A 23,088-nucleotide genomic window follows, 5' to 3' on the forward strand; every position below is an offset into this window, starting at 1 on the left:
CAAATGCTTGAAAACCTGATTGCACAACCCGCCGATAAAATTCTCGCGCTGATGGCCGCCTACAAGGCCGACCCGCGTGACACCAAAGTTGACCTTGGCGTTGGCGTCTACAAAGACGCATCCGGCAATACGCCTGTGATGCGGGCCGTCAAAGAGGCAGAGCGCCGGATTTTGGCAGACCAATCGTCCAAGTCCTACACTGGTCTTGCTGGCGACCCTGCGTTTTCCGACGCGATGATCGACCTTGTTCTGGACGGCGCGGTTGCCCGTGACCGTATCGCTGCAGTCGCCACACCCGGCGGCACAGGCGCTATTCGTCAGGCGCTAGAACTGATCAAAATGGCTGCACCGGACGCAACTGTTTGGCTGTCGAACCCGACATGGCCGAACCACCCGTCGATTATCAAATACCTCGGCATGAAGATGTTCGAATACCGCTATTTCGACAGCGAGACACGCGGTGTCGATTTTGCGGGCCTTATCGAAGATCTCGGCACTGTGCCTGCGGGCGACGTGGTGCTGATCCACGGCTGCTGCCACAATCCGACAGGCGCGAACCTGACAGCCGAGCAATTGAGCGAAGTCATCGCCCTGCTGAAATCACGCGGTGCGATCCCGCTGGTAGATATTGCCTACCAAGGGTTTGGCGACGGGCTGGACGACGATGCGCAGGCGACCCGCGCGATTGCTTCTTCGTTTGATGAAGTGTTGATTGCCGCCTCTTGTTCCAAGAACTTTGGCATCTACCGCGAGCGCACTGGCATCCTGATGGCGATTTCCGCCACTGCTGAAGGCCAACCACTGACACAGCAAACGCTCGCGTTTTTGAACCGCCAGAACTATTCGTTCCCGCCAGACCATGGTGCGCGTGTTGTAACCACAATTCTGACTGATCCCGAACTGCGGGCTGATTGGGAAGCTGAATTGGAAGAAACTCGCAACGGCATGTTAGCCCTGCGCCAGCAGCTTGCCGACGAGCTGAAGCGTTTGACAAATTCGGATCGCTTTAGCTTTCTCGCGGATCACCGCGGCATGTTCTCTCGTCTTGGGACAACGCCTGAGATGGTCGAAAAGCTACGGGCTGATCACGGGATTTACATGGTTGGCGATAGCCGCATGAACATTGCGGGCTTGAACGCAAAGACCGTGCCGATCCTTGCCAAAGCGATTGTCGACGCTGGTATCTAAAAGAACTGGCGGAGGGATCGCCCTCCGCCTCGCCACACCAAATTTTTGAAAATTTGGACGATTTTTTAGAAAAATCGCGCGACACGCGACGCTAATGCTGCGCTTGCGAAATGATACTTGCCATCCATCGCGCAACATTCTACCTCTTGAGTAACGAATTACGTAACTTTGATACTCGAAGGATCGCAAATGTCATTCCGCCTGCAACCCGCCCCACCTGCACGCCCAAACCGTTGCCAGCTTTTCGGTCCCGGCTCGAACACAAAGCTGTTTCCGAAAATGGCAGCCTCGGACGCTGACGTGATCAATCTCGACCTCGAAGATTCGGTGTCGCCCTCCGACAAAGACGCCGCGCGTGCGAATATCATCGAAGCAATCAATACCATCGATTGGAACACAAAATACCTGTCGGTGCGGATCAATTCGCTTGATACGCCTTACTGGTATCGCGACGTTGTGGACCTGCTGGAACAAGCAGGCGACCGCATCGACCAGATTATGATCCCCAAAGTCGGATGCGCCGCTGACGTTTATGCCGTCGATGCGTTGATTACCGCAATTGAACGCGCCAAAGGTCGGACCAAACCCGTGTCGCTAGAGGTCATCATCGAATCCGCTGCGGGCATCGCCCATGTTGAAGAAATCGCAGCCTCGTCCCCGCGCCTGCAAGCTATGTCGTTGGGCGCTGCCGACTTTGCCGCGTCGATGGGGATGCAGACCACAGGCATCGGCGGCACGCAAGAAAACTACTACATGCAGCACGGCGAAAATCGTCATTTCTCGGACCCGTGGCACTGGGCGCAGGCCGCTATTGTGGCTGCGTGCCGGACACATGGCATCTTGCCAGTCGACGGCCCGTTTGGTGATTTCTCTGACGACGAAGGTTTCCGCGCACAGGCCAAACGGTCAGCGACGCTTGGCATGGTTGGGAAATGGGCGATCCACCCGAAACAAATCGCTCTGTCGAACGAGGTTTTCACCCCATCAGAAGAGGCCGTCGCCGAAGCCCGCGAAATCCTAGCCGCGATGAAAGACGCAACCGCACGCGGCGAGGGCGCGACCGTCTACAAAGGTCGCCTTGTTGATATCGCATCGATTAAACAAGCCGAAGTCATCGTGGCCCAATCTGAGTTGATCGCTGGGTAAGCGATACGGGATGGCAGGAGGGGTGTCGGCCCTGCCGCACGTCTTCTTGTCATCCCACGCTCACACCATTGCAACTTACCCTCATCACACCCTATATCTGACGTGTTGATACATAAGGCGCGTCATGACCCAATACCTTGAGTTTGAAAAACCACTGGCAGAGATCGAAGGCAAAGCGAACGAATTGCGCGCTATGGCCCGTGACAATCCAGAGGCCGGTGTTGAAAAAGAAGCAGCACAGCTGGATCAGAAAGCAAACGATCTGCTAGAGCAGCTCTATGCTGGCCTGACCCCTTGGCGCAAATGCCAAGTTGCGCGTCACCCAGAGCGGCCGCATTGCCAAGATTATATCAACGCGATTTTCACCGAATACACGCCGCTCGCGGGTGATCGGAATTTTGCGGATGATCACGCTGTTATGGGCGGCATTGCCCGTCTTGATGGCCGCCCTGTCATGGTGATCGGCCATGAAAAAGGCAACGACACAAAATCCCGCATTGAACGTAATTTCGGAATGGCCCGCCCCGAAGGGTATCGCAAAGCAATCCGTCTGATGGATTTAGCTGACCGTTTTGGCCTGCCAGTGATCACGCTGGTCGATACTCCCGGCGCGTATCCCGGCAAAGGCGCCGAAGAACGCGGTCAATCCGAAGCCATTGCGCGGTCCACGGAAAAATGTCTCGACATCACCGTGCCGCTGATTTCGGTTGTGATCGGCGAAGGCGGCTCTGGTGGTGCTGTGGCTTTTGCGACGGCAAACCGGATCGCGATGCTGGAACATTCGATCTACTCGGTGATCAGCCCAGAAGGCTGCGCATCGATCCTGTGGAAAGACGCTGGCAAAGCGAACGAAGCTGCCGAAGCGCTGCGCCTCACTGCCCAAAACCTAAAAGAAATGGGCGTTTGTGATCTGATCATCAAGGAACCCAAAGGCGGCGCACATCGTGCTCCTGTGGACGCTATCGAATCTGTGCGGGACGCGCTGATCACTATGGTTGATGATCTGGGTAAGCTGTCCGGCAAAGAAGCACGCGCGAGCCGCCGTCAGAAATACCTCAAACTCGGGTCCAAAGGTCTGGCAGCTTAAGTCATGCAAGTCCTGCGCGGGCATTGGCAACTGATCGCGTTGATCGGGCTTGTGTTCGCGCTGTGGCAAACGCCTGTCACCATTCCGCTGAAAATCCTGATCGTGTTTCTGCACGAACTGTCCCACGCCGCGATGACCGTCCTGACTGGCGGTGAAGTGGTCAGTCTGACGTTATCAGCGGATCAAGGCGGGGCCGTCTGGTCGATTGGCGGTAATCGGTTTCTCACGCTCACTGCTGGCTATCTTGGGTCGCTGCTGATCGGACTTGTTCTGCTGATTGCTGCGACACGAACCCATGCGGATCGGGCGATTATGGGCATCTTTGGCGTTCTGATGCTCGTGGTTACTGCACTGTATATCCGTGATGGTTTTGCGATCATTTTTTGTGTTGGCACGGGCGCGCTGATGCTCGTCACCGCGCGTTTTCTGCCCCATGACGTCAACGACCTGATCTTGCGTGTGATCGGCCTGACCAGCATGGTCTACGTGCCTTACGACATCTTTAGCGACACGATTGCACGGTCGGACCTGCGTTCCGACGCCCGTATGCTAGCCGAAGAATTTGGTGGCGCGACCATCATGTGGGGCGGTATTTGGCTCGTGATCAGTGTCGCGGTGATTGGCATGAGCCTGTGGCGCGGGCTTGGCCCGTCGTCCAACATTGCGCTCCGCAAAACACATTAACTACCACATCGTTTTGTCGGCACGCGCGTCCCATTCGGCGTCGTAAGTCGCGCCGTCAAAGCCCAATTCGATCTCTGTCAATATCTGCCCGACAGATGGCAAACCGCCGCTTTCATCGCCCGACGTCCACGTTTTTGCGCGCATCAATGCACGGGCGCATTGGCTGTAAACTTCGACAATAGACACCACGATGACGGACCGTGGCGCGTGGCCTTTGTCGGAAAACAGCGCGAGCGTCTCGGGATCAACCGACACAATCGCTGTCCCGTTCACACGTACCACATTGGTCGATCCCGGCACCATAAACATCAAGCTCACACGTCCATCGCTGACGATATTTCGCAGGCTATCCATCCGGTTATTGCCGCGCCAATCGGGCATTAGCAGCGTTTTGACGTCCTGAATACGGACCACCGGACCATCATCGCCCCGCGGTGAGCCATCGGTGCCGTCAGGTCCGACTGTGCTGAGAATACAAAGCCGCGACCGCGCAATCCACGCAGCATAAGATGGGGTTAAATGATCCGTAACCTTCAGGATCGACGCCTTACCGGGTGTTCCATATAGCGCCTCAAGCGCTGCGATATCGCTGATCTGATGCGGCTTAGTCACGCGGCACAAATCCAGCTTCGGCGTTCAAGCGATCCGACGCTTCTTCGATCCGGCTTTCCAGCAGGGCCATGAATTCGTTCTGGGTCAGGCCCGGCGGAATTTCTTCGAGGAATTCAACGACCGCTGTGCCGGGCTTGCGATAAACACCGCGCTTTGGCCAAAACAGGCCGATATTCAACGCAACAGGCACGCAAGGTTGCCCAAGCTGACGGTAAAGCGCACCTGTGCCCGTCTTGTACTTTGCCTTCACGCCGGGCGTGACCCGCGTCCCTTGCGGGTAAATAATCAACTGACCGGGCTGGGCTGCACCCGCTTTGACGTCAGCCAGCATTTTGACAATCGCAGCACCACGTTTGCCGCGATCCACAGGGATACATCCGACGCGCAGACCGAACCACCCCAAGACTGGCGCGTACATCAAGATACGCTTCATGATGAATTTACCGCGCGGCACAGAGCCATACAGCGCCAAGACGTCCAAGAACGACTGGTGCTTTGACGCGACCATGGATTCCTTTGTGGGTGGGGTGCCGCGAAATTCGACCTTGAGGCCGATCATCCAACGCGCTGACCAGATCACGTAGTCGCAATACAGGTGGCAGGCAAAAACCGCCGCCCGCGACGAAAACAAAACGAACGGTGCGAACACAATGCCGATGACGCCCATCGCGATATACATGCTGGCGTTAAAGAACAGGGATCGAACCCATTGGATGGCATATCTCATGATTGTTCCTTCAGCATACGCAACGCGGCTGTGCGCGTCGCAAAAAAGGCGGACACACCACCAATCAGGGGGATAACCAGCGGGTAGAGCCATTGAAACCCTTGAAAGCCAAGCCCCGTCAAAAAGCCGCCAGCGACATCGGCGCTCGGCAACAACAAAACCGCGATCATCCCAAAGAACGTTCCAATCGCGGCACCCGTTAATCCGCGCAACGTAAACCTGCGCACAAAGGCGCGGGCGATGTAGATGTCTTTGGCACCGACCAAGCGCATCACACGGATGACCTGCGCGTTTGCAGCCAATGCAGCTTGTGCGGCAAGCGTGATCAACGCGACCATCGACGCACCAATCAGCAGAATCGACACCCAGCCAAGGGTGCGCAATCGACCCGCAGCATCAATCAGTGGTTCCCGCCAGCGAGTATGATCGTCCAGAACAGCACCCGGCACCTCGGCCTGCAATCGCGCCCGTAGGCCGATTGCGTCGTAACCGTCGTCTTGCTCGATAATCTCAATCAGCTGCGGGATCGGCAGCGTATCCAACGGCAAACCGGGCCCGAACCAAGGCTCTAACAACGCTTGTTGTTCTTCGTTGGTCAACGCACGGGCAGACGCGATACCAGGGGTGGTCTCCAACACGTTCACAGCCGCACGTAATTGTGCATCCGCCTGATCGGCTGGGGCCGAGATCCGCAGGGTCGACGTACGGGCGAGTTCCGCAGACCATCTGTCAGCCAAACGCCCTGTGGCGAGTGATAAAGCCAGCGCAAATACCGCCAGAAACGCCATGGCACCTGCAGTGAACACGGTTAACCGCGCGGTGAAACCCGTGGGCGGCACGGTGCGATCCGCTTGTGCGTCACCGACAAGCAGATCAAGCAGAACACGGATATTCATAGCTCTGCCCCTGCTTGTAATAACTGACCGCCTTTGAGGCGCAGCACACGGGCGGCGACCTGTGATTTTGCAGTACGGATCAGGTTCAGGTCATGCGTCGCGATAAGCACGGTTTTCCCCATGCGGTTCAACTCTACCAGTAACGTCAGCAATCGCTGCGACATTTCCCAATCAACGTTGCCAGTCGGCTCGTCCGCGATAATCACATCAGGCGACATAATCACAGCGCGCGCAAGGGCGGCGCGTTGGCGTTCACCACCAGATAATTCGGGCGGCAGTTGATCCATTTGTTTCGCCAAACCGACCCATCCCAGCAAATCGGTCAAGTTTTCCATCAAATCCAAACGCCCCGATACCGTCAGCGGCAGCGCGATGTTTTCTGCAATCGACAGGTGATCCAAAAACTCGCAGTTCTGATGAACAACACCGATCCGGCGTCGGATCATCGCGATCTGGTCACGGTCTAGTGCAGTGGCAGGTGTGTCAAAGACGCGGACTTCGCCGCTTGTTGCCTGCAACGCACCGTAGCACAGCTTGAGCAATGTCGTTTTGCCGGCACCCGACGGACCCGTCAAAAAATGGAACGATCCTGGCTCAAGGCTGAGGGTCAGTTGAGAGAAAAGTTCAGCCCCGCCATAGTGGTAGGCCACATTATCTAGTGCAATCACACGGCGTTTCCTTTTCCCAGTTGGAACGTTATTGCCCAAAACTGCAACAGGTTTCAATCAATTCGCGCCAAAGAGGGGTGCAAATCATTGGCCTTTTCCGTTGTGATTGATAATTGTTAGGGACCATTCACGAGTCTAGCTGCCTTTTATCGGCAGAAGGAAAACAATAATGCGGCTAATTTGCCCAAATTGTGGCGCCCAATATGCGGTAGCTGATGATGCCATCCCTAGCGGGGGGCGGGATGTCCAATGTTCAAATTGCCAACATACGTGGTTTGAAACGCCGGGCGCCTCTGCGAATGACATGCCACCAGCACAGCGCACGCCTACTCCGCCGCCGCCGTCCGCGCCTGCACCGACTGCGGCCCCGTCTGTGGCACCAACACCACCGCAAACACCGGATGCGGATCGGTTCAGCGGGTCGATCAAGGACGCCTTCCGCGATATCGTCGAGGACGAGGACCTAGCCCCTCCCCCGCAGCCGCCTAAAAATCGCAAACCCGTTGATCCATCGGTTGCAGATATTCTGCGCGAAGAAGCCGCATTAGAAGTAGCTCAACGCAAATCAGAAACGCCTTCCCCGATGGAAAGCCAATCCGACCTTGGTTTGACCGATCCAGCACCGTTCCCCACGATGCAACGACCCGCAGAACCGAGGCTGGACTCTGTGCCGCCCGCAGCCGCTGCAGCGAGCACCGCCGCGACCGTGGCCGCTGCTGCCCAAGCATCGCGCCGCGAACTGCTGCCTGACATCGAAGAAATCAATTCAAGCTTGCGATCAGATGCGGAACGTATCGAAGATGGCACCGCCGGACCTGCTGCAGCGAACGAGGCCAATCGCAAAGGTTTCCGGCGCGGCTTTGTCACCGTCTTGCTGATTATTCTGGTGTTGGTGCTGCTTTATACCCAAGCGGACGGGATCGCCGCCGCTATCCCTGCGCTTGCTGGTGTCATGCAAAGCTATGTGGACGTCGTTGACGGCGCGCGCATTTGGCTGGACGACAGTATGCAAACCATGCTGGCCGCAATCGCGACTGATTAAGCTGCGCTTAGAACCGATCCAGCAAGCGGCGCAGGTAATCGCGTTCGATTTCTGGGCGTTCTTGGTCTGCGCTGCGACGGCGCAGTTCGTCTAGCAATTCTTCGGCGCGGCGATACACATCGCCCTCTTGCAACATGCCTTCATCCGTTCCGAATTGCCCGCCTTCAGACCCCAACTGACGCCCCAAAGGATCACGCTGCGATTGCTCTGAACGTGGTATGGCACCGCCGTTCTGTTCGCCTTCGCCCGGTTCTTGCGACTGGTTTTCAGCCAATGCACGGTTCAGCGCACGCATCCCGTTGCGCAATGCGTCTAATGCTTCGGCTTGGCGATCAATGGCTTCGGCCAGATTACCGTCGCCCAGTGCCTGTTCGGCACCTTCCATGGCGCGTTCAGCACGATCAAGCGCGTTTCCGGCGATTTCGCCTTCTTCACCCTCAAGGTCTGGCAAGCCGCCGCGTTGGCGTTGCAATTCGTCACGCAGCGCTTGTTGACGTTCGGACAGGGACCGCCCGTCTTCTGCGCCGCTGCCTTCGCCACCAGTGCCTTGATCGTCCTGACCGCCGCCTTGGCTATCCTCGCCGACACCTTGACCTTCGCCTTGCTGGCCGTCTTCACCTTGTTGGTTTTCGGATTGCCCCTGCTGGCCTTGTTGCTGGCCGCCCGGTTCGCCACCTTGCTGGCCTTGGTCTTGCTGCTGACCCGGCTCTTGGCCTTGCTGACCTTGTTGCTCGCCGTTCTGGTCCTGCTGGCGTTCAGGGTTTGACCGCTCTTGCAGTTCGCGGAACGCATCGTCGGACAGGTCTTCTTGCTCGCGCAGCGTGTCTTCGAGGTCTTCCATCGCTTGCTGACCGGGTGACGGCGGGCCATCCCCGCCTTGACCGTTTTCCGTAAATTGCAGGTTCTCAAGCAGTTGGTTCAATTCTTCCATCAATTGCGCGGCTTCGGCCATGCGGCCTTCTTCCATCAGCTCTTGAATGCGGTCCATCATCGCGTCGATTTCGCTTTGACTGACCTCACGAGATTCTTCGCCGCTGTCCGCTTGATCGGTGCCGTCGCCCTCTTGTGGACCTTGTTCTTCGGCGAGCAGACGCATGTAGTCGTCGGTCGCTTCGCGCAATTCTTGCATCAGTTCTGCAATCTCAGCTTCGCTCGCACCGCTGCGCATCGCCTCTGACAAACGCTCTTGCGCGCGCCGCATCCGTTCGCGGGCATCAGCCAGCGTGCCATCTTCGAGTTGCACGGCAAGATCCCAGAGCGCGGTCACGATTTCGGCCTGACCCTCGTCCGTGATCCCGTCATCCACGAACCCATCAAGCCTGCGGATAATCGCCCGCATCCGCAAGTAGGTGGTCTCGTTTGCAAACAACCCCTCAGGACGATGCGAAATCGCCTTCATCACGTCCGCGATCCGCGACACGTTACTGCGCGACCACATCAAATCGCGGCGCTGTTCAATGATGGCTTTTGCAAAGGGCTGAAAGAAACGACGACCCGGCAAGATCATCGGCTCTGCGGGGGAATTTGCCACCTGCCCAGATGCATCAACGACCTCAAGCTGCATGGTCACAGGCAAGTTCGCGAGCGGGTGTTCTGACAAGTCATCAACCAGAAATTCTTCGAAATCCGTCCGGTCGCCCGTGAACGGCATCGGCAAATCCAGCACGAGCGGTTCAATCGCATCGGGTGCAGCAGCCAGCCCGTAGCGGCGATCAACGGCATCCAGATCAAGCGCAATCGTCGCCGTGCCAGACACAACGCCGTAATCATCCAGCCCTAAAAACGGCTGTGACATCTCGCCCATCGCGTCAGCCTCAACCGGTCCGGTGAGTTCGACCAGCGGCGGCAGGTCAGCAACGACAAGCAGGTTCCACGCGATCCCGTTGTCGCCTTCAATCACGAGTGTGCCGTCTTTTGCTGCGATGAATGTCTGCTGGGTTTCCGGTTTGACCTCGGGATCAGCAACCGTGCCAGACACATCTTCGACCACGGTCAGCGCACCGACTTCGCCATACATGCGGATCGTGATTTGCGCCCCTTCAGGCACGCGCAATACGCCTGCAGGAATGTCGTTCAGATAGATTGACGGCTTGCCCGTGTAGGCAGGCGGTTCGACCCATCCTTCCCAAACCGGACCCGCGACTAGCGTTGATCCACCGTTCGGGTCGATCACAGTGCCGACCCGCAAAAGCGAGCCGAATAGCAATGCCACAACGAAAAATAACAGCGCGATAAAACGCAGACCAAACGGGTCGCGATCCGCAATCCGCAGATCAGGTTCGACAAAAGCCGCCTGTTTCGTGCGGTCTTCCATGCGGGCGACATGCGCTTTCCACACAGCTTCGGAGGCGGGGTCGCCTGCGCCAATCGCTTGAGTGTCGGCGATGGCCGCAATCGGACGCCCGGGCAATGCCGCGTCCACGCGAGCAACAGCGGCGGCACGCGCGGGCATTTTAAAGCGACGCGCACCCCAAACCAATGCCCCGATCAGGGCAACAGCAGCCACTGCGCCAAAACCCAGTAGCGTTTCGCGTGAAACCAAGTCCTGCCAGCCGAACATCAACGGCGCGATCACCACGAACAGCACCGACCAGAACGGCCAGAATGCCCGCGTCACGTTTTCCGCGATCATGCCCGCACGAGTCGCAGCAATCGGAAACGCGAGGTGGCGCATTTTGTCAGGGGATGTGGGTCGTTGTGTCAGGGCCTATGTCCTTTTCTATAGACCCACCTTACCGGATCAGAGCCATGTTGGAAGCGTATCGCGTCCAATCATCTCTTCATAGGTAGGGCGTGCGCGAATAACCGCAAATTGATCGCCATTCACCAGAACTTCGGGGATCAACGGGCGCGAGTTATATTCCGACGCCATCACCGCGCCGTAAGCACCCGCAGAGCGGAACGCGATCAGATCGTCGGCTTTGACTTCGGTCATCACACGGGCCTTTGCAAAGGTGTCACCGCTTTCACAGATCGGGCCGACGATGTCATATTTCGCAGGCTCCGCACCCGGCACAGATTCGATGATCGGGTCGATATCATGGTAGGCGTCATACATTGCAGGTCGGATGAGGTCGTTCATCGCACCGTCGATAATCATAAACTGACGGTCTTCGCCTTCTTTGATGTAGATAACTTTGGACACGAGCAGACCCGCATTGCCGGAAATCAAACGGCCCGGTTCGATCTCTATCTCGCAGCCCAGATGGCCGACGGTGCGTTTAATCAACGCGCCATAATCAGACGGCAGCGGTGGTGCCTCGTTGGAGCGGGCATACGGAATGCCAAGCCCGCCACCGAGATCAAGCCGCGTGATCTCGTGACCGTCAGAGCGTAGCTGTTCGGTCAATTCGGCAACCTTGAGGTAGGCCGCCTCGAACGGGGCAAGATCAGTCAGTTGCGAGCCGATATGAACGTCGATGCCGATCACCTTGAGACCGGGCATTTTCGCAGCCATCGCGTAGACTTCACGTGCCCGCGAAATCGGGATGCCGAACTTGTTCTCGGACTTGCCTGTCGCGATCTTAGCATGTGTTTTTGCATCTACATCTGGGTTCACGCGCACGGTTATCGGGGCAACCACGCCCAGCGATTGCGCCACGCGGTCCAGCACGACCATCTCTGGTTCGCTCTCCACGTTGAACTGACGGATACCGCCTTCCAATGCCATGCGCATTTCATCGACGGTTTTGCCGACGCCGGAAAACACGATCTTGTCGCCGGAAACACCTGCAGCCTTTGCGCGGTAATACTCACCACCGGACACGACATCCATACCAGCCCCGGCATCCGCCAAAACCTTGATAACCGCCTGATTAGACAGTGATTTCATCGCGAAACACACCAGATGATCGGTGCCGTCCAGCGCATCGTCAAAGAGTTGGAAATGCCGCGTCAGGGTCGCCGTGGAATACACGTAAAACGGTGTGCCAACAGCCGCTGCGATTTCGGCCACAGGCACGTCTTCCGCATACAACTGCCCGTCGCGATACAAAAAATGGTCCATGCTGTGCCTCTTGGAATTATGTCGCGCTTTCCTAACAGATTTCGGCAGAGGCCCAAGCGCCTATTGCAACAGCAACCAAATTTTCACCTGCACTGTAGGCATTTGCCCCTCAAACGACTAAGTGAAGGCAACGCAAGTCGCACAGATCAATCACCACCGAGGTTCCCAGAATGGCTCAATCATCCACCAAGTCCCTGTTTTGGCTGGCATCCTACCCAAAGTCCGGCAACACTTGGTTGCGGATCGTTCTGGCGAACTATCTGTTAGGTGGCGACGCGCCGCTCGCGATCAACGCGGTTCGCAAACTTGGCTACTCTGACAGCGAAGCGGCCCATTACACACGCGCGAACGGCGGCCCATATGACCTTGCCGACGCTCAGAAAACCATCGCCTTGCGCGAAAAGAGCCTGCTGAACATCGTGACCACAGGCCCCAAGGTCGCGCTGATTAAAACGCACAACTACAACAGCACGATCAACAACGTGGCCTTGATCCCTAGCGCATACACACGCGGCGCGATCTACGTCGCACGCCATCCGGGCGACGTGGCGCTGTCGTTCGCCAGCCATTACGGATTGAGCATCGACGAGACAATCGCACGCATGGCAGAACCGCGTGCCGTTGTCGGCGGCTCCAAAGGCGCGGCGCTGCAATTCACGTCTGACTGGTCGTCCCATGTGCAAAGCTGGGCGGCGAGTAAAGCATTCAAGGTCAGCGTCATTCGTTACGAAGACATGCACGACGCGCCAAAGAAAGTATTCGGCAGTGTTCTCAAACACATGGGCGTCGCGGTTGATGCGGACAAACTAGACCGCGCTATCGCGCATTCCAAATTTGACGAGCTACAAAAGCAGGAACAGACCGAAGCCTTTTCCGAAAATACCGCGCATCAGCCGCAGTTTTTCCGGTCTGGTACGGCGGGCGGTTGGCGCGACAATCTGAGCAAGGCACAAATCGACGCGCTGACCAAAACACATGGCAAAATAATGAAGGCGCTAGGTTACCTCTAGGGCGCTACTGCGACCACATGCTTTGATCGACATCGACCGACAGAATGCCGTTGCCCACGCCCACGCTTGTGCCTGCTGAGACGCCATTAGTGCCGATCGAGATGCTCGAACTGGCCGTGGGCCGCACAGGCGCACCATTCGCGCCGCAACCAGCAAGCCCCGCAGCGATCAAGATCAGCACCATGGTTTTCATTTCAAAGCATCTTTCCAAGCCGCCGTCTGCGCCCGCACATTTGCAGGTGACGTCCCACCAAAGCTGGTGCGCGATGCAACGGAATTCTTCACACCCAAAACATCAAACACCGCTTGCGTGATATCTTGGTGAACGGATTGCATGTCAGCTAGGGACAATTCCGGCAGGTCGCAAGATTTCGCCTCTGCCATCGCAACGAGCGATCCGGTGACGTGGTGCGCATCGCGGAACGGCAGGCCCAATTCGCGCACGAGCCAGTCGGCAAGGTCAGTCGCAGTTGAGAACCCAGTGGCGGCGGCGGCCTCTAGCGACGGCACGTTGGCTTCCATATCAGCGACCATGCCTGCCATTGCAGCCAGAGCCAAAAGCAAGTGGTCAGCGGCGTCGAACACTTGCTCTTTGTCTTCCTGCATGTCCTTGGAATAGGTCAGCGGAAGCCCCTTCATCACCGTCATCAAGGCAACGTTCGCCCCGAAAATCCGGCCAATTTTGGCACGAATCAGCTCTGCCGCGTCTGGGTTGCGTTTTTGCGGCATGATCGACGATCCGGTGGACCATTTGTCGGACATTTTCACGAAACGGAACTGGGCAGACGACCAGATCACCAATTCCTCGGCCAGACGGCTCAAGTGCATCGCGGTGATGGATGCGGCGGCCATAAATTCTAGCGCGAAGTCGCGGTCAGCAACAGCATCCAAGGAATTCGACATCGGGCGATCAAACCCAAGCGCCTTGGCGGTCATGTCGCGATCAATCGGGAACGAGGTGCCCGCAAGTGCCGCAGCACCCAAAGGCGACGTGTTCATCCGCTTGCGTGCATCAGCGAAACGCGACCGATCACGCGCGAACATCTCGACATAAGCCAGCATATGATGGCCCCACGTCACAGGCTGCGCGACCTGCAAATGCGTAAATCCGGGCATAACCCAATCAGCACCAGCCTCGGCCTGCCCCAACAACGATTGCATCAACGCCTCTAGTGCCGCATCTGCCGCATCACATTGATCCCGCACCCAAAGGCGGAAATCGACGGCGACCTGATCGTTACGCGACCGACCTGTGTGCAAACGACCTGCCGGTTCGCCGATCAAATCCTTCAGACGCGCCTCGACATTCATGTGAATGTCTTCCAGCGCGGTCGAAAACGGGAACTTTCCGGTTTCAATCTCTGACAACACCGTGAGCAGGCCTTCACGGATCGCTTCGGCGTCGTTATCCGTAATGATGCCTGTGGCGGCCAACATGGCGGCATGGGCACGCGAACCAGCAATGTCTTGGGCAGCTAGGCGTTGATCGAACCCAATAGAAGCGTTGATCGCTTCCATAATGGCGTCCGGTCCAGCGGCAAAACGGCCACCCCACATCGTATTCGCGGATTTTGTCATGAGAAAGGAAGCCCCGTGCTGAAATTGAAATCTGCCTTGCTTTATACGGCTCTGACCCTGCTTGCAAATACTGCTCTGGCCGACGTCAGCGCGTTTGAGGCCTTGCGGGAAGGCGATATGCGCAAGCTGAACTTCCATTCCGATCCGCAAGCGGCGTCTGACGTGGCTTTCACTAGCGAAGATGGGGCGGAAATGACGCTGGCCGATTATGAAGGTCAGATCACGCTTGTTAATTTCTGGGCAACATGGTGTGCGCCGTGTCGGGCCGAAATGCCGCAACTGTCGGACCTGCAAGATCAATTGGGCGACGATGACTTTTCCGTTGTGACAATCGCCACAGGCCGTAATCCGCGCCCTGCGATGGAACGGTTCTTTGCCGAAATCGAAGTTGATAACCTGCCGCTGCACGCCGATCCCAAATCGGCATTGGCGCGTGACATGGGCGTCATGGGCCTACCCGTCACGATTATTCTGGACCGCGAAGGTCGCGAAATGGCCCGCCTGCAGGGTGATGCCCACTGGAACAGCGACAGCGCAGTTGCGATCCTGACGGCGATCCGCGACGCAGAGTGACGCATTTAAGATTGTCGCTTTACTGTCATCACCTGCATGTTACGCTCGTCTGAACACCAGTATTTAACGAAGGACTTTTTATGTCACATCAGGCCAAAGTGATCCGCCTCGAACAGCTTGCCCTAACAATCAGAAGCGAGACGATCAAAATCCTGCCCGGTGCGCTTGATTCACGCAAATTGGCGCACAAACAGCTCGCCGCAAAAATTGATGGTTGGGAACAATCCATCAAGTTGGTGCAACGCGACATGAAATCGCAAAGCAACTTTAATCACATGATCCACCGCCACAATCCCGGTGGACGCAAGGACCATGACGCGGGCCAACGCCTGAAAAGCGGCGAAGAGAATGTCAAACTGATCTCGAATGCTTTGGACAAAGTGATCGACGCGCTAGAAGAATTGTCAGCCCAGTTCCACGGCGGCGACAATGCCGAGACACGTGCGCTCAAAGGTATTGGTGCGGCGCTTAAAAACTGGTCCAAAACAGCGAAACATAGCGAAACGGGCATCATCGGCACCCCGGCGCCCGCAAACACGCAGGCCACTATCCAGCAAGCCAAACCATTCCTGCCACAAGGCGCACCCGGCATGACTGGTCCGGGCGCAATCGACGCTTTCACGTTGGTTTTGGGTGTATTTGTCCTGCTGAAGTCGCTGACGAAAAAGAAAGACTAAGCGCGACCGGATGTTTCCGACAGCAACAATGGATCGACGCCGATATTTTTCAGTGCGGCGGTCCATTTAAAGTCATTCGCACGACCAAACACGATTTCATCGTCCGCCTCACAGGTCAGCCACCCGTTGCGGGCGATTTCGCTTTCAAGCTGCCCTGGACCCCACCCCGCATAGCCTAGCGCCATCATAGCGCTTGCCGGACCGGCCCCTTGGGCGATCTCTTCGATCACGTCCATTGTGGCGGTCATCGCAAAGTTGTTATCAACCTGCATCGTCCCGCCTTCTGACGTGTAATCAGCGGAATGCAGGACAAAACCCCGCGCACGCTCCACTGGGCCGCCAATGTGAACGCGTATTTTGCGTGCATTTGGCCCCATCGGAATATCGAGCTGTTCGAGCAAGTTCAGAAACCTGATTTCCGGCGATGGTTTGTTAACGATCAATCCCATCACGCCATCGTCAGAGTGGGCGCAGATATACACGACACTGCGTGCAAAACGATCATCGCCCATGACGGGCATCGCGATCAGCAACTTTCCGGTAAGATTCGTTGGGGTCATTTCCATCCAGCTATTGTCGCAAGCCAGACTGCATCACGCAAGTCACACAAATCTGGCTCGCCAAGACGTGAGTTCAATTTCAGTCGTTCCTGACTATGTAGGGGGTATGAAAACACTCAAGTCGATTCTGAAGACAACATGTCTGCTCGTTGCCACTGCGTCCCCCGCGATTGCGGGGCCGTTTGATGACGTCGCACGGATCGACGTGATCCCCGGTTGGCAGACTGCGTCAGGCACCCATATGGCCGGACTGCGCGTCACTTTGCGCCCCGGTTGGAAAACCTATTGGCGTGCGCCCGGCGATGCTGGCATCCCGCCAGAGTTTTCATGGACTGGTTCGCAAAATATCACCGCAGCCCAGTACCATTGGCCTGTCCCGCAGGTTTTTGACCAAGGGGACATGCAGTCGATCGGCTACCACGACACGCTCGTTTTGCCGATTGAACTGACCCAAGCAGACCCGTCCGCCCCAATCCAGATGTCCGGCGAAGTCACGCTTGGCGTTTGCGAAGACATCTGTGTGCCTGTGTCGCTGCCGTTTCTGGCGATGTTACCAACGGACGGCCAACGTGATGGCGCGATCACAGCGTCATTACTGAACCAACCTCGGAATGCGACAGAGGCTGGCGTGCGCTCTGCGATCTGCCGCGTATCACCAGCGGATTCCGGCCTGACGGTGACGGCAACGCTGACTATGCCATCAGCAGGCACCGTAGAATCAGTCGTGATCGAAGCCGGAAATCCAGAAGTCTGGGTGTCCCAAGCCGACATCACACGCTCTGGCGATACCCTGCAAGCAACCGTCGATATGATCCACGCGACATCGAGTAGCTTTGCTTTGGACCGATCCGCCGTCCGTATCACCGTGTTAGGCAGCGACTACGCCGTAGACGTGCGTGGATGCGTGGGCGGCTAAGGCGTTATTTGCGCCGCTGATGTTCGTCTAAACGCGGCATGATCTCAACGAAATTGCAGGGCATGTGCCGATAATCGAGCTGCTTGACGAGAATTTCATCCCAAGCGTCTTTGCACGCCCCCGGACTACCCGGCAGCGCAAACAGATAAGTGCCGTTCGCCACACCACCCGTTGCGCGGCTTTGCACTGCAGAGGTGCCAATCTTCTGCATCGAAACAATCGTGAAAACCGTGCCAAAGGCGTCGATTTCTTTCTCATACACATCGCGGTGGGCTTCGACAGTCACATCACGCCCCGTTAGACCCGTACCACCCGTCGAGATCACAACATCAACCGCATCATCCGCACACCATTTGCGCAACTGATCCGCGATCTGAGCGCGTTCATCAGGTAAAATCATCCGATCCGCGACCAAATGCCCAGCATCTTCGATCCGCGCGACAAGGGTATTTCCGGATTTATCATCGGCGGTGGTGCGCGTATCGCTCACGGTCAGCACGGCGATACGGATTGGCACAAAAGCGCGGTCGGTCATGAGGATATCGTCCTTAGTTTGGCTTGCACATCAAGCAAATCAGCCCAAGCATCTCGTTTCGCGAGTGGCGTTTTCAGCAATGACATCGGATGGGCCATCGGCATCGCAGGGCGGCCTACGACTTCGGTCCATTTGCCGCGCAAACGGCTGATCCCGGTTTTATCCAGCAGCATCTGGCAGGCCGTGTTGCCCATCAAGATCACCACATCAGGGTTCGCAAGCGCGATATGCCGCTCCAGAAACGGACGCATCATCGCCATATCTTTGCGATTAGGCAGGCCATCTCCGGGCACGCGCCACGGCATCGCGGTGGCCATATAAACAGCCTTTGCAGGGTCATCGGCATCAGCCGCCAAGCCAATCGCCGCCATCATTTTCGCCAGCAAATCACCCTGCACGCCTGCAAATGGTCGCCCCGCTACGTCTTCTTCGCGCGACGGGGCTTCGCCCACGACCATCACACGCGCTGCAGGATTGCCCGCAGCGAACACCATTTTGCGCGCACCGCGCTTCAAATGACAATGATCAAACCCGTCCAGAGCCGCCCGCAACGCATCCAAATCCGACACACCCGCCGCCGCGGATTTTGCCAGTGCGACTGTATCCAACTCTTTGACAACAATCGGCGCGGGCCGTTCTGGGCCAGCATTCGGATTCGGCACGGCTTTCGGCTTGGCGGGCTCCAGATTGTAGCGGTTCACCGGCGTTTCGTCGATTGCCTCGTCGGCGCCCAACTCAAGCTGCCATTCCAGCAACGCGCGGTCGTCCCAATATGTTGTACTTACAGAATCCATGCGCGAAACATACCGCGCAAATACGGCATACGGTAGCGTTGATTGCGCAGACCCCGTTGCGTGATCCCAGCCTGCTTCCTATAACGGCCCAAACAACGCAAAAGGAGCCGCCCATGTCGTTTCGCGCCCAGCATCTTTTGGGGATTGAGCCGCTCCACCCCACGGAAATCACCACGCTTCTGGATTTGGCCGATCAATACGCCAATGATCCCAACTCTGTACGGCACCGCGATGTGCTGGCGGGCATGACGCAAATCAACATGTTCTTCGAGAATTCCACGCGAACGCAGGCCAGCTTCGAGTTGGCGGGCAAGCGGCTCGGCGCAGACGTGATGAACATGGCGATGCAAGCGTCCTCGCTGAAAAAGGGCGAGACGCTGATTGATACCGCGTTGACGCTGAACGCGATGCACCCCGATTTGCTGGTCGTGCGTCATCCACATTCCGGTGCGGTTGATCTGCTGGCCCAAAAGGTCAACGGCGCGGTTCTGAACGCTGGCGACGGCAAGCACGAACACCCGACCCAAGCGTTGCTGGATGCGCTCACGATCCGCCGCGCTAAGGGACGCATTCACCGTCTGTCCGTGGCGATCTGTGGTGACGTTGCGCATTCCCGCGTTGCGCGGTCCAACATCATGCTGCTTGGCAAGATGGAAAACCGCATCCGCCTGATCGCCCCACCGACATTGATGCCATCTGGCGTGGCCGAATTCGGCTGCGAGGTTTTTCACGACATGGAAGAAGGCCTCAAAGACGTTGACGTCGTGATGATGCTACGCCTTCAAAAAGAACGCATGGACGGTGGTTTCATCCCGTCAGAGCGCGAATATTACCACCGCTACGGGTTGGACGCGGCAAAGCTCGCGCACGCCAAACCCGACGCGATTGTTATGCATCCCGGCCCGATGAACCGTGGCGTTGAAATCGACGGCACGATTGCCGACGACATCAACCGATCCGTGATCCAAACGCAGGTCGAGATGGGTGTGGCCGTCCGCATGGCCGCAATGGACTTGCTCGCGCGAAACCTACGGGCGCGGCGCGGTGCAGCGCTAGAGGGCGTGATGGTATGACCGACACAATCGCGCCTCACGAATACGGCAAAGTCCGTGTCTTCCAACTGGCCTACCAGCTAGATTCTGAGATCGACCAGCAAGACGACTATGATCGGCTCGGACAGGCCCTAGGCGCAAAAATTGTCACAGAAAAAGACGTGCAGATTGTCCACGAGACCGCGCTGCACGACCTTGGTCTCGCGCAATTTTTGATGCTGGGTTACGGTATCACTGAGGCTGAAATCGCACCACAAATGGATATGCTGAACGGCCTCAAAGGCAGCTTTGCGATCATCAGGTCCGGCGCATTTGGCGACCAAGGTGCAACGCTACGTACCAACGGTGACGCCAAATTGGTCGCCACATTTGCTGAACAAGTGGCCGCACCACCTGCACTGACCCCGCTCGCATCAGACAGCAGCCAAGGCACGCTGACCCCGCCGACCAAAGCACCCAAATCCGACGCCCGCATCGGCGGCATGGTCGCCACGGTGGTTCTACTCCTGATGGGCATATTCGTTTGGCTGATGATCTGGATCGGCGGCTGATGTCGGACTTTCCCGCTCTTAAGGCTGACGAAACAATCCTTTGGCAGGGCCGCCCCGACGCCAAACTGCGGTTCGGTATCACGACCATGGCCACCGGCATTTTCGCCGTGACTCTTGTACTGGCCTGCCTTGGGCTTGCGACCGTGATTGATCGGGCCAATACTGGCAGCTATTGGGGAATCCTCGCACCGGGGATCATCGCGGGCGTGGCGATCGTCATGGCAATGCCCGTGATTGATAGCTTGATCCGGTATTACACGCGCTACCGCCTGACGAACCAACGTATGTTGATCGCCAAACCGGTAGGGACAAAACGGGCAAGCTACGATATCCCCGCGTTAGACGATCTAATCTACCGCAACGGCACCCCGCCTTCGATCTTTTTCTCATCCCGCACCAGCGGACGTAAAAGAACAGATATCGGCTTTGAACGCATCACCGATGCCCGCGACGTCTTTATCCAAATGCGTAAACTTGCCGGAGACACCGAGATATGACACGCCTATTCGCAGCGGCTGCGCTTATCAGAAAGACCTGCAATGACTAAAACCTTGTTCACCAACGCACGTTTGATCGATCCAGTCGCCCTAAGCGATACGTCCGGCGCTATTCTGGTTGAGGACGGCAAGATCAGCCGCGTGTTTGAGGAAACACATCCCGACATCACCGGACCTGCCATTGTGGACTGCGGCGGCAAATGTCTGGCCCCCGGCATCGTTGATATCGGCGTGAAAGTGTCCGAACCGGGCGAGCGGCACAAGGAAAGTTTTCGCACTGCTGGACGGGCTGCTGCGGCTGGTGGTGTGACGACGATCGTCACCCGCCCCGATACGCTGCCCGCTATTGATACGCCCGAAATTCTGGAATTTGTGGCACGTCGTGCCGCCCTAGATGCCCCTGTGCGCGTATTGCCGATGGCCGCGTTGACCAAAGGCCGCGAAGGTCGCGAGATGACCGAGATCGGGCTTTTGACCGACGCAGGTGCCGTGGCCTTTACAGATTGCGACCGCGTTGTCGCCAATACCAAGGTATTCTCACGCGCGCTGACCTACGCAAAATCGCTCGACGCGCTGGTGATTGCCCACGTCCAAGACCCCGGTTTGTCGGATGGTGCAGCGGTCACATCCGGCAAATTTGCGTCCCTGCGCGGCCTGCCCGGCGTGACGCCCATGGCTGAACGCATGGGGCTTGATCGCGATATCAGCTTGATTGAAATGACTGGCGCGAAATACCACGCCGACCAAATCACCACTGCACGCGCCTTGCCCGCCTTGGAACGCGCGAAACGCAACGGTCTGAATGTGACGGCGGGTATAGGTATTCACCACCTGACATTGAATGAACTCGACGTGGCGGACTACAGGACGTTTTTCAAACTCAAACCACCGCTGCGATCCGAAGAAGACCGCATCGCCGTTGTCCAAGCCGTCGCGGATGGCCTAATCGACATCATTTGTTCCATGCACACACCACAGGACGAAGAAAGCAAACGCTTGCCTTACGAAGAGGCCGCGAGCGGTGCCGTGGGACTAGAGACGCTTTTGCCAGCAGCATTACGCCTGTATCACGAAGGCCAGATCGACCTGCCACGCTTGTTCCGCGCCTTATCACTGAACCCGTCGCGGTTGTTGGGACTGAAAACGGGACGCCTACGCAAAGGCGCGCCAGCCGATCTGGTCCTATTCGACGCTGATGCGCCATTTGTGTTAAACCGCGAAACGCTTCAGTCAAAATCAAAGAACACACCTTTTGACGGCGCACGGATGCAAGGACGCGTCCTAGGTACGTGGGTCGCGGGCAATCGCGTGGCAGGAGAAGACAAATGATGCCAGAAATCACAACTGGAATGGGCGGTCTGCTGCTGTGGGCTGCGATTGGCTACCTGCTAGGGTCCGTGCCCTACGGGATCGTCGTAGCCAAAATGCTGGGGCTCGGAAACCTGCGCGACATCGGGTCCGGCAACATCGGCGCGACCAATGTTTTGCGGACAGGCAACAAAAAAGCAGCCGCGCTGACATTGCTCTTTGATGCAGGCAAAGGTGCCGTCGCGGTTCTACTTGCACGGGCTTTCGCGGGCGAAGATGCGGTGCAAATCGCAGCACTCGCGGCGTTTTTGGGGCATTGTTTCCCAGTCTGGCTTGGCTTCAAAGGCGGCAAAGGGGTCGCGACACACCTCGGCATGATGTGGGCGTTGGCATGGCCAATCGGCCTTGTATGTTGCCTGACATGGCTACTGATCGCGGCTGTTTTCCGGTTCTCATCACTCGCCGCACTGCTCGCCACAGGCTTTGCACCAGCCTTCGCGATCTTTCTTGGTCAAGGAGAGCTTGTCGTTCTACTGCTCGTGCTGGCCGTTCTGGTCTACATTCGCCACGCGGACAACATCACACGCTTGCGGAACGGCACCGAAACGAAAATCGGCTCAAAGAAGACCGAATGACACTTTCTTTCTGATCCACCACGCAGCGATCCCAACCCCACCAAGCACCCCAAGCGGGCCGAAATCGACGTCCGCAAGGTAAAGCAGCACAATCGTGAACGCGATCAGGATCGGTATATTCGTCAGCGGGCGCAGCGTGTCAGCAAGGCTTTGTATCCGCAAAATCAACGCCGCGAGATATATCGGCGGGCCTGCGATCAAAACGCCAGCCCACGCGCCCATCACAAATGCACTGCCAGCCTGCGGGTGTATCGCGGTCATGCCCGTGACGGGTAACGCCAGCAAAATGAGCATCACCCAACGCGGGTTCAGTAGAAACGACATGGCTAGCCCTCTGTTCCCATCA

At 57.2% G+C, this 23,088-nt stretch carries 26 protein-coding genes; 14 read left to right on the top strand and 12 right to left on the bottom strand.

Features of this window, described 5'->3' with window-relative positions; translation table 11 throughout:
- The first annotated feature begins 3 nt into the window (after nucleotides 1–3).
- The 4 genes from FHS72_RS12510 (at nucleotide 4) to FHS72_RS12525 (ending at nucleotide 4,105) form a co-directional block, all read left to right on the top strand.
- Entirely contained in the window at nucleotides 4–1,188 is a 1,185-nt protein-coding gene (locus FHS72_RS12510) for an amino acid aminotransferase (RefSeq protein WP_183529630.1), read from the top strand.
- Nucleotides 1,189–1,377: 189 nt separating this feature from the next.
- Nucleotides 1,378–2,334, top strand: a complete 957-nt coding sequence (locus FHS72_RS12515) for an L-malyl-CoA/beta-methylmalyl-CoA lyase (protein WP_183529632.1) — start codon at nucleotides 1,378–1,380, stop codon at nucleotides 2,332–2,334.
- A 124-nt stretch (nucleotides 2,335–2,458) separates the two neighbouring features.
- Complete coding sequence (locus FHS72_RS12520; protein ID WP_183529634.1) at nucleotides 2,459–3,421, top strand: acetyl-CoA carboxylase carboxyltransferase subunit alpha; 963 nt, start codon at nucleotides 2,459–2,461, stop codon at nucleotides 3,419–3,421.
- 3 nt (nucleotides 3,422–3,424) lie between these two features.
- Nucleotides 3,425–4,105 (top strand): M50 family metallopeptidase, encoded by a 681-nt coding sequence (locus FHS72_RS12525; RefSeq protein ID WP_183529636.1) that lies wholly within the window; start codon nucleotides 3,425–3,427, stop codon nucleotides 4,103–4,105.
- On the opposite strand, the gene FHS72_RS12530 is transcribed toward FHS72_RS12525, so the two are convergent.
- The 4 genes from FHS72_RS12530 to FHS72_RS12545 are packed head-to-tail and all read right to left on the bottom strand — an operon-like array spanning nucleotide 4,106 to nucleotide 7,008.
- The gene (locus FHS72_RS12530; protein ID WP_183529638.1) at nucleotides 4,106–4,717 is read right to left on the bottom strand and encodes an MSMEG_1061 family FMN-dependent PPOX-type flavoprotein; all 612 of its coding nucleotides are present in this window, start codon (nucleotides 4,715–4,717) and stop codon (nucleotides 4,106–4,108) included.
- A complete protein-coding gene (locus FHS72_RS12535) occupies nucleotides 4,710–5,444 on the bottom strand; it encodes a lysophospholipid acyltransferase family protein (RefSeq protein WP_183529640.1) in 735 nt (244 codons plus the stop codon). Before FHS72_RS12535 ends, FHS72_RS12530 begins: the two co-directional genes overlap by 8 nt.
- Nucleotides 5,441–6,340, bottom strand: a complete 900-nt coding sequence (locus FHS72_RS12540) for a cell division protein FtsX (protein WP_183529642.1) — start codon at nucleotides 6,338–6,340, stop codon at nucleotides 5,441–5,443. The genes FHS72_RS12535 and FHS72_RS12540 overlap by 4 nt, the downstream gene beginning before the upstream one ends.
- On the bottom strand, nucleotides 6,337–7,008 hold the full coding sequence (locus FHS72_RS12545; RefSeq protein WP_183529644.1) for an ATP-binding cassette domain-containing protein: 672 nt from the start codon (nucleotides 7,006–7,008) through the stop codon (nucleotides 6,337–6,339). The genes FHS72_RS12540 and FHS72_RS12545 overlap by 4 nt, the downstream gene beginning before the upstream one ends.
- Nucleotides 7,009–7,177: 169 nt before the next feature.
- Between FHS72_RS12545 and FHS72_RS12550 the strand changes: the two genes are divergently transcribed.
- Nucleotides 7,178–8,050, top strand: a complete 873-nt coding sequence (locus FHS72_RS12550) for a zinc-ribbon domain-containing protein (RefSeq protein WP_183529646.1) — start codon at nucleotides 7,178–7,180, stop codon at nucleotides 8,048–8,050.
- A 7-nt stretch (nucleotides 8,051–8,057) separates the two neighbouring features.
- Here FHS72_RS12550 and FHS72_RS12555 read toward each other — a convergent pair whose 3' ends face one another.
- Complete coding sequence (locus FHS72_RS12555; RefSeq protein WP_183529648.1) at nucleotides 8,058–10,724, bottom strand: DUF4175 domain-containing protein; 2,667 nt, start codon at nucleotides 10,722–10,724, stop codon at nucleotides 8,058–8,060.
- Between the two features lie 66 nt (nucleotides 10,725–10,790).
- Nucleotides 10,791–12,056, bottom strand: coding sequence for a diaminopimelate decarboxylase (lysA, locus tag FHS72_RS12560; protein ID WP_183529650.1), 1,266 nt, complete (start codon nucleotides 12,054–12,056; stop codon nucleotides 10,791–10,793).
- 170 nt (nucleotides 12,057–12,226) lie between these two features.
- Between lysA and FHS72_RS12565 the strand changes: the two genes are divergently transcribed.
- A complete protein-coding gene (locus FHS72_RS12565; RefSeq protein WP_183529652.1) occupies nucleotides 12,227–13,066 on the top strand; it encodes a sulfotransferase domain-containing protein in 840 nt (279 codons plus the stop codon).
- 4 nt (nucleotides 13,067–13,070) lie between these two features.
- Here FHS72_RS12565 and FHS72_RS12570 read toward each other — a convergent pair whose 3' ends face one another.
- On the bottom strand, nucleotides 13,071–13,259 hold the full coding sequence (locus FHS72_RS12570) for a hypothetical protein (RefSeq protein ID WP_183529654.1): 189 nt from the start codon (nucleotides 13,257–13,259) through the stop codon (nucleotides 13,071–13,073).
- Nucleotides 13,256–14,644, bottom strand: coding sequence for an argininosuccinate lyase (gene argH / locus FHS72_RS12575; protein ID WP_183529656.1), 1,389 nt, complete (start codon nucleotides 14,642–14,644; stop codon nucleotides 13,256–13,258). Before argH ends, FHS72_RS12570 begins: the two co-directional genes overlap by 4 nt.
- A 15-nt stretch (nucleotides 14,645–14,659) precedes the next feature.
- Here argH and FHS72_RS12580 point away from each other — a divergent pair, with 15 nt between their 5' ends.
- Nucleotides 14,660–15,217, top strand: coding sequence for a redoxin domain-containing protein (locus tag FHS72_RS12580; protein ID WP_183529658.1), 558 nt, complete (start codon nucleotides 14,660–14,662; stop codon nucleotides 15,215–15,217).
- A gap of 80 nt (nucleotides 15,218–15,297) precedes the next feature.
- Nucleotides 15,298–15,894, top strand: a complete 597-nt coding sequence (locus tag FHS72_RS12585; RefSeq protein WP_183529662.1) for a hypothetical protein — start codon at nucleotides 15,298–15,300, stop codon at nucleotides 15,892–15,894.
- Here FHS72_RS12585 and FHS72_RS12590 read toward each other — a convergent pair.
- Nucleotides 15,891–16,454, bottom strand: coding sequence for a YqgE/AlgH family protein (locus FHS72_RS12590; RefSeq protein ID WP_425511120.1), 564 nt, complete (start codon nucleotides 16,452–16,454; stop codon nucleotides 15,891–15,893). The genes FHS72_RS12585 and FHS72_RS12590 overlap by 4 nt on opposite strands.
- A gap of 106 nt (nucleotides 16,455–16,560) precedes the next feature.
- Here FHS72_RS12590 and FHS72_RS12595 point away from each other — a divergent pair, with 106 nt between their 5' ends.
- Nucleotides 16,561–17,370, top strand: a complete 810-nt coding sequence (locus tag FHS72_RS12595) for a protein-disulfide reductase DsbD domain-containing protein (RefSeq protein ID WP_183529666.1) — start codon at nucleotides 16,561–16,563, stop codon at nucleotides 17,368–17,370.
- Nucleotides 17,371–17,374: 4 nt separating this feature from the next.
- Here FHS72_RS12595 and moaB read toward each other — a convergent pair whose 3' ends face one another.
- Together moaB and FHS72_RS12605 are read right to left on the bottom strand one after the other, a co-directional pair.
- Nucleotides 17,375–17,905: a molybdenum cofactor biosynthesis protein B gene (gene moaB, locus FHS72_RS12600; RefSeq protein ID WP_183529668.1), complete on the bottom strand. Its 531-nt coding sequence runs from the start codon at nucleotides 17,903–17,905 to the stop codon at nucleotides 17,375–17,377.
- Nucleotides 17,902–18,699, bottom strand: coding sequence for a uracil-DNA glycosylase (locus tag FHS72_RS12605; protein ID WP_183529670.1), 798 nt, complete (start codon nucleotides 18,697–18,699; stop codon nucleotides 17,902–17,904). Before FHS72_RS12605 ends, moaB begins: the two co-directional genes overlap by 4 nt.
- 113 nt (nucleotides 18,700–18,812) lie before the next feature.
- Here FHS72_RS12605 and FHS72_RS12610 point away from each other — a divergent pair, with 113 nt between their 5' ends.
- The 5 genes from FHS72_RS12610 to plsY are packed head-to-tail and all read left to right on the top strand — an operon-like array spanning nucleotide 18,813 to nucleotide 22,742.
- A complete protein-coding gene (locus FHS72_RS12610; protein ID WP_183529671.1) occupies nucleotides 18,813–19,772 on the top strand; it encodes an aspartate carbamoyltransferase catalytic subunit in 960 nt (319 codons plus the stop codon).
- A complete protein-coding gene (locus FHS72_RS12615) occupies nucleotides 19,769–20,302 on the top strand; it encodes an FXYD domain-containing ion transport regulator (protein ID WP_183529673.1) in 534 nt (177 codons plus the stop codon). The genes FHS72_RS12610 and FHS72_RS12615 overlap by 4 nt, the downstream gene beginning before the upstream one ends.
- Nucleotides 20,275–20,799 (top strand): hypothetical protein, encoded by a 525-nt coding sequence (locus FHS72_RS12620; protein ID WP_183529675.1) that lies wholly within the window; start codon nucleotides 20,275–20,277, stop codon nucleotides 20,797–20,799. Before FHS72_RS12615 ends, FHS72_RS12620 begins: the two co-directional genes overlap by 28 nt.
- 42 nt (nucleotides 20,800–20,841) lie before the next feature.
- On the top strand, nucleotides 20,842–22,128 hold the full coding sequence (pyrC, locus tag FHS72_RS12625; RefSeq protein WP_183529677.1) for a dihydroorotase: 1,287 nt from the start codon (nucleotides 20,842–20,844) through the stop codon (nucleotides 22,126–22,128).
- On the top strand, nucleotides 22,128–22,742 hold the full coding sequence (gene plsY / locus FHS72_RS12630) for a glycerol-3-phosphate 1-O-acyltransferase PlsY (protein WP_183529942.1): 615 nt from the start codon (nucleotides 22,128–22,130) through the stop codon (nucleotides 22,740–22,742). Before pyrC ends, plsY begins: the two co-directional genes overlap by 1 nt.
- Here the strand turns inward: plsY and FHS72_RS12635 are convergent.
- Nucleotides 22,725–23,066 carry a hypothetical protein gene (locus FHS72_RS12635; protein WP_183529679.1) on the bottom strand — a complete coding sequence of 114 codons (342 nt, stop codon included), beginning with the start codon at nucleotides 23,064–23,066 and terminating at the stop codon, nucleotides 22,725–22,727. The genes plsY and FHS72_RS12635 overlap by 18 nt on opposite strands.
- Nucleotides 23,067–23,088: the final 22 nt, after the last annotated feature.

The sequence above is a fragment of the Yoonia ponticola genome (assembly GCF_014199395.1).
Taxonomy (GTDB): domain Bacteria; phylum Pseudomonadota; class Alphaproteobacteria; order Rhodobacterales; family Rhodobacteraceae; genus Yoonia; species Yoonia ponticola.

Bases quoted from the DNA above. Each gene is read 5' to 3' on its own strand.
- FHS72_RS12510 (WP_183529630.1), top strand. From the start codon at position 4: ATGCTTGAAAACCTGATTGCACAACCCGCCGATAAAATTCTCGCGCTG.
- FHS72_RS12515 (WP_183529632.1), top strand. From the start codon at position 1,378: ATGTCATTCCGCCTGCAACCCGCCCCACCTGCACGCCCAAACCGTTGC.
- FHS72_RS12520 (WP_183529634.1), top strand. From the start codon at position 2,459: ATGACCCAATACCTTGAGTTTGAAAAACCACTGGCAGAGATCGAAGGC.
- FHS72_RS12525 (WP_183529636.1), top strand. From the start codon at position 3,425: ATGCAAGTCCTGCGCGGGCATTGGCAACTGATCGCGTTGATCGGGCTT.
- FHS72_RS12535 (WP_183529640.1), bottom strand. From the start codon at position 5,444: ATGAGATATGCCATCCAATGGGTTCGATCCCTGTTCTTTAACGCCAGC.
- FHS72_RS12540 (WP_183529642.1), bottom strand. From the start codon at position 6,340: ATGAATATCCGTGTTCTGCTTGATCTGCTTGTCGGTGACGCACAAGCG.
- FHS72_RS12550 (WP_183529646.1), top strand. From the start codon at position 7,178: ATGCGGCTAATTTGCCCAAATTGTGGCGCCCAATATGCGGTAGCTGAT.
- FHS72_RS12555 (WP_183529648.1), bottom strand. From the start codon at position 10,724: ATGCGCCACCTCGCGTTTCCGATTGCTGCGACTCGTGCGGGCATGATC.
- lysA (WP_183529650.1), bottom strand. From the start codon at position 12,056: ATGGACCATTTTTTGTATCGCGACGGGCAGTTGTATGCGGAAGACGTG.
- FHS72_RS12565 (WP_183529652.1), top strand. From the start codon at position 12,227: ATGGCTCAATCATCCACCAAGTCCCTGTTTTGGCTGGCATCCTACCCA.
- FHS72_RS12570 (WP_183529654.1), bottom strand. From the start codon at position 13,259: ATGAAAACCATGGTGCTGATCTTGATCGCTGCGGGGCTTGCTGGTTGC.
- argH (WP_183529656.1), bottom strand. From the start codon at position 14,644: ATGACAAAATCCGCGAATACGATGTGGGGTGGCCGTTTTGCCGCTGGA.
- FHS72_RS12585 (WP_183529662.1), top strand. From the start codon at position 15,298: ATGTCACATCAGGCCAAAGTGATCCGCCTCGAACAGCTTGCCCTAACA.
- FHS72_RS12590 (WP_425511120.1), bottom strand. From the start codon at position 16,454: ATGACCCCAACGAATCTTACCGGAAAGTTGCTGATCGCGATGCCCGTC.
- FHS72_RS12595 (WP_183529666.1), top strand. From the start codon at position 16,561: ATGAAAACACTCAAGTCGATTCTGAAGACAACATGTCTGCTCGTTGCC.
- moaB (WP_183529668.1), bottom strand. From the start codon at position 17,905: ATGACCGACCGCGCTTTTGTGCCAATCCGTATCGCCGTGCTGACCGTG.
- FHS72_RS12605 (WP_183529670.1), bottom strand. From the start codon at position 18,699: ATGGATTCTGTAAGTACAACATATTGGGACGACCGCGCGTTGCTGGAA.
- FHS72_RS12610 (WP_183529671.1), top strand. From the start codon at position 18,813: ATGTCGTTTCGCGCCCAGCATCTTTTGGGGATTGAGCCGCTCCACCCC.
- FHS72_RS12615 (WP_183529673.1), top strand. From the start codon at position 19,769: ATGACCGACACAATCGCGCCTCACGAATACGGCAAAGTCCGTGTCTTC.
- pyrC (WP_183529677.1), top strand. From the start codon at position 20,842: ATGACTAAAACCTTGTTCACCAACGCACGTTTGATCGATCCAGTCGCC.
- plsY (WP_183529942.1), top strand. From the start codon at position 22,128: ATGCCAGAAATCACAACTGGAATGGGCGGTCTGCTGCTGTGGGCTGCG.
- FHS72_RS12635 (WP_183529679.1), bottom strand. From the start codon at position 23,066: ATGTCGTTTCTACTGAACCCGCGTTGGGTGATGCTCATTTTGCTGGCG.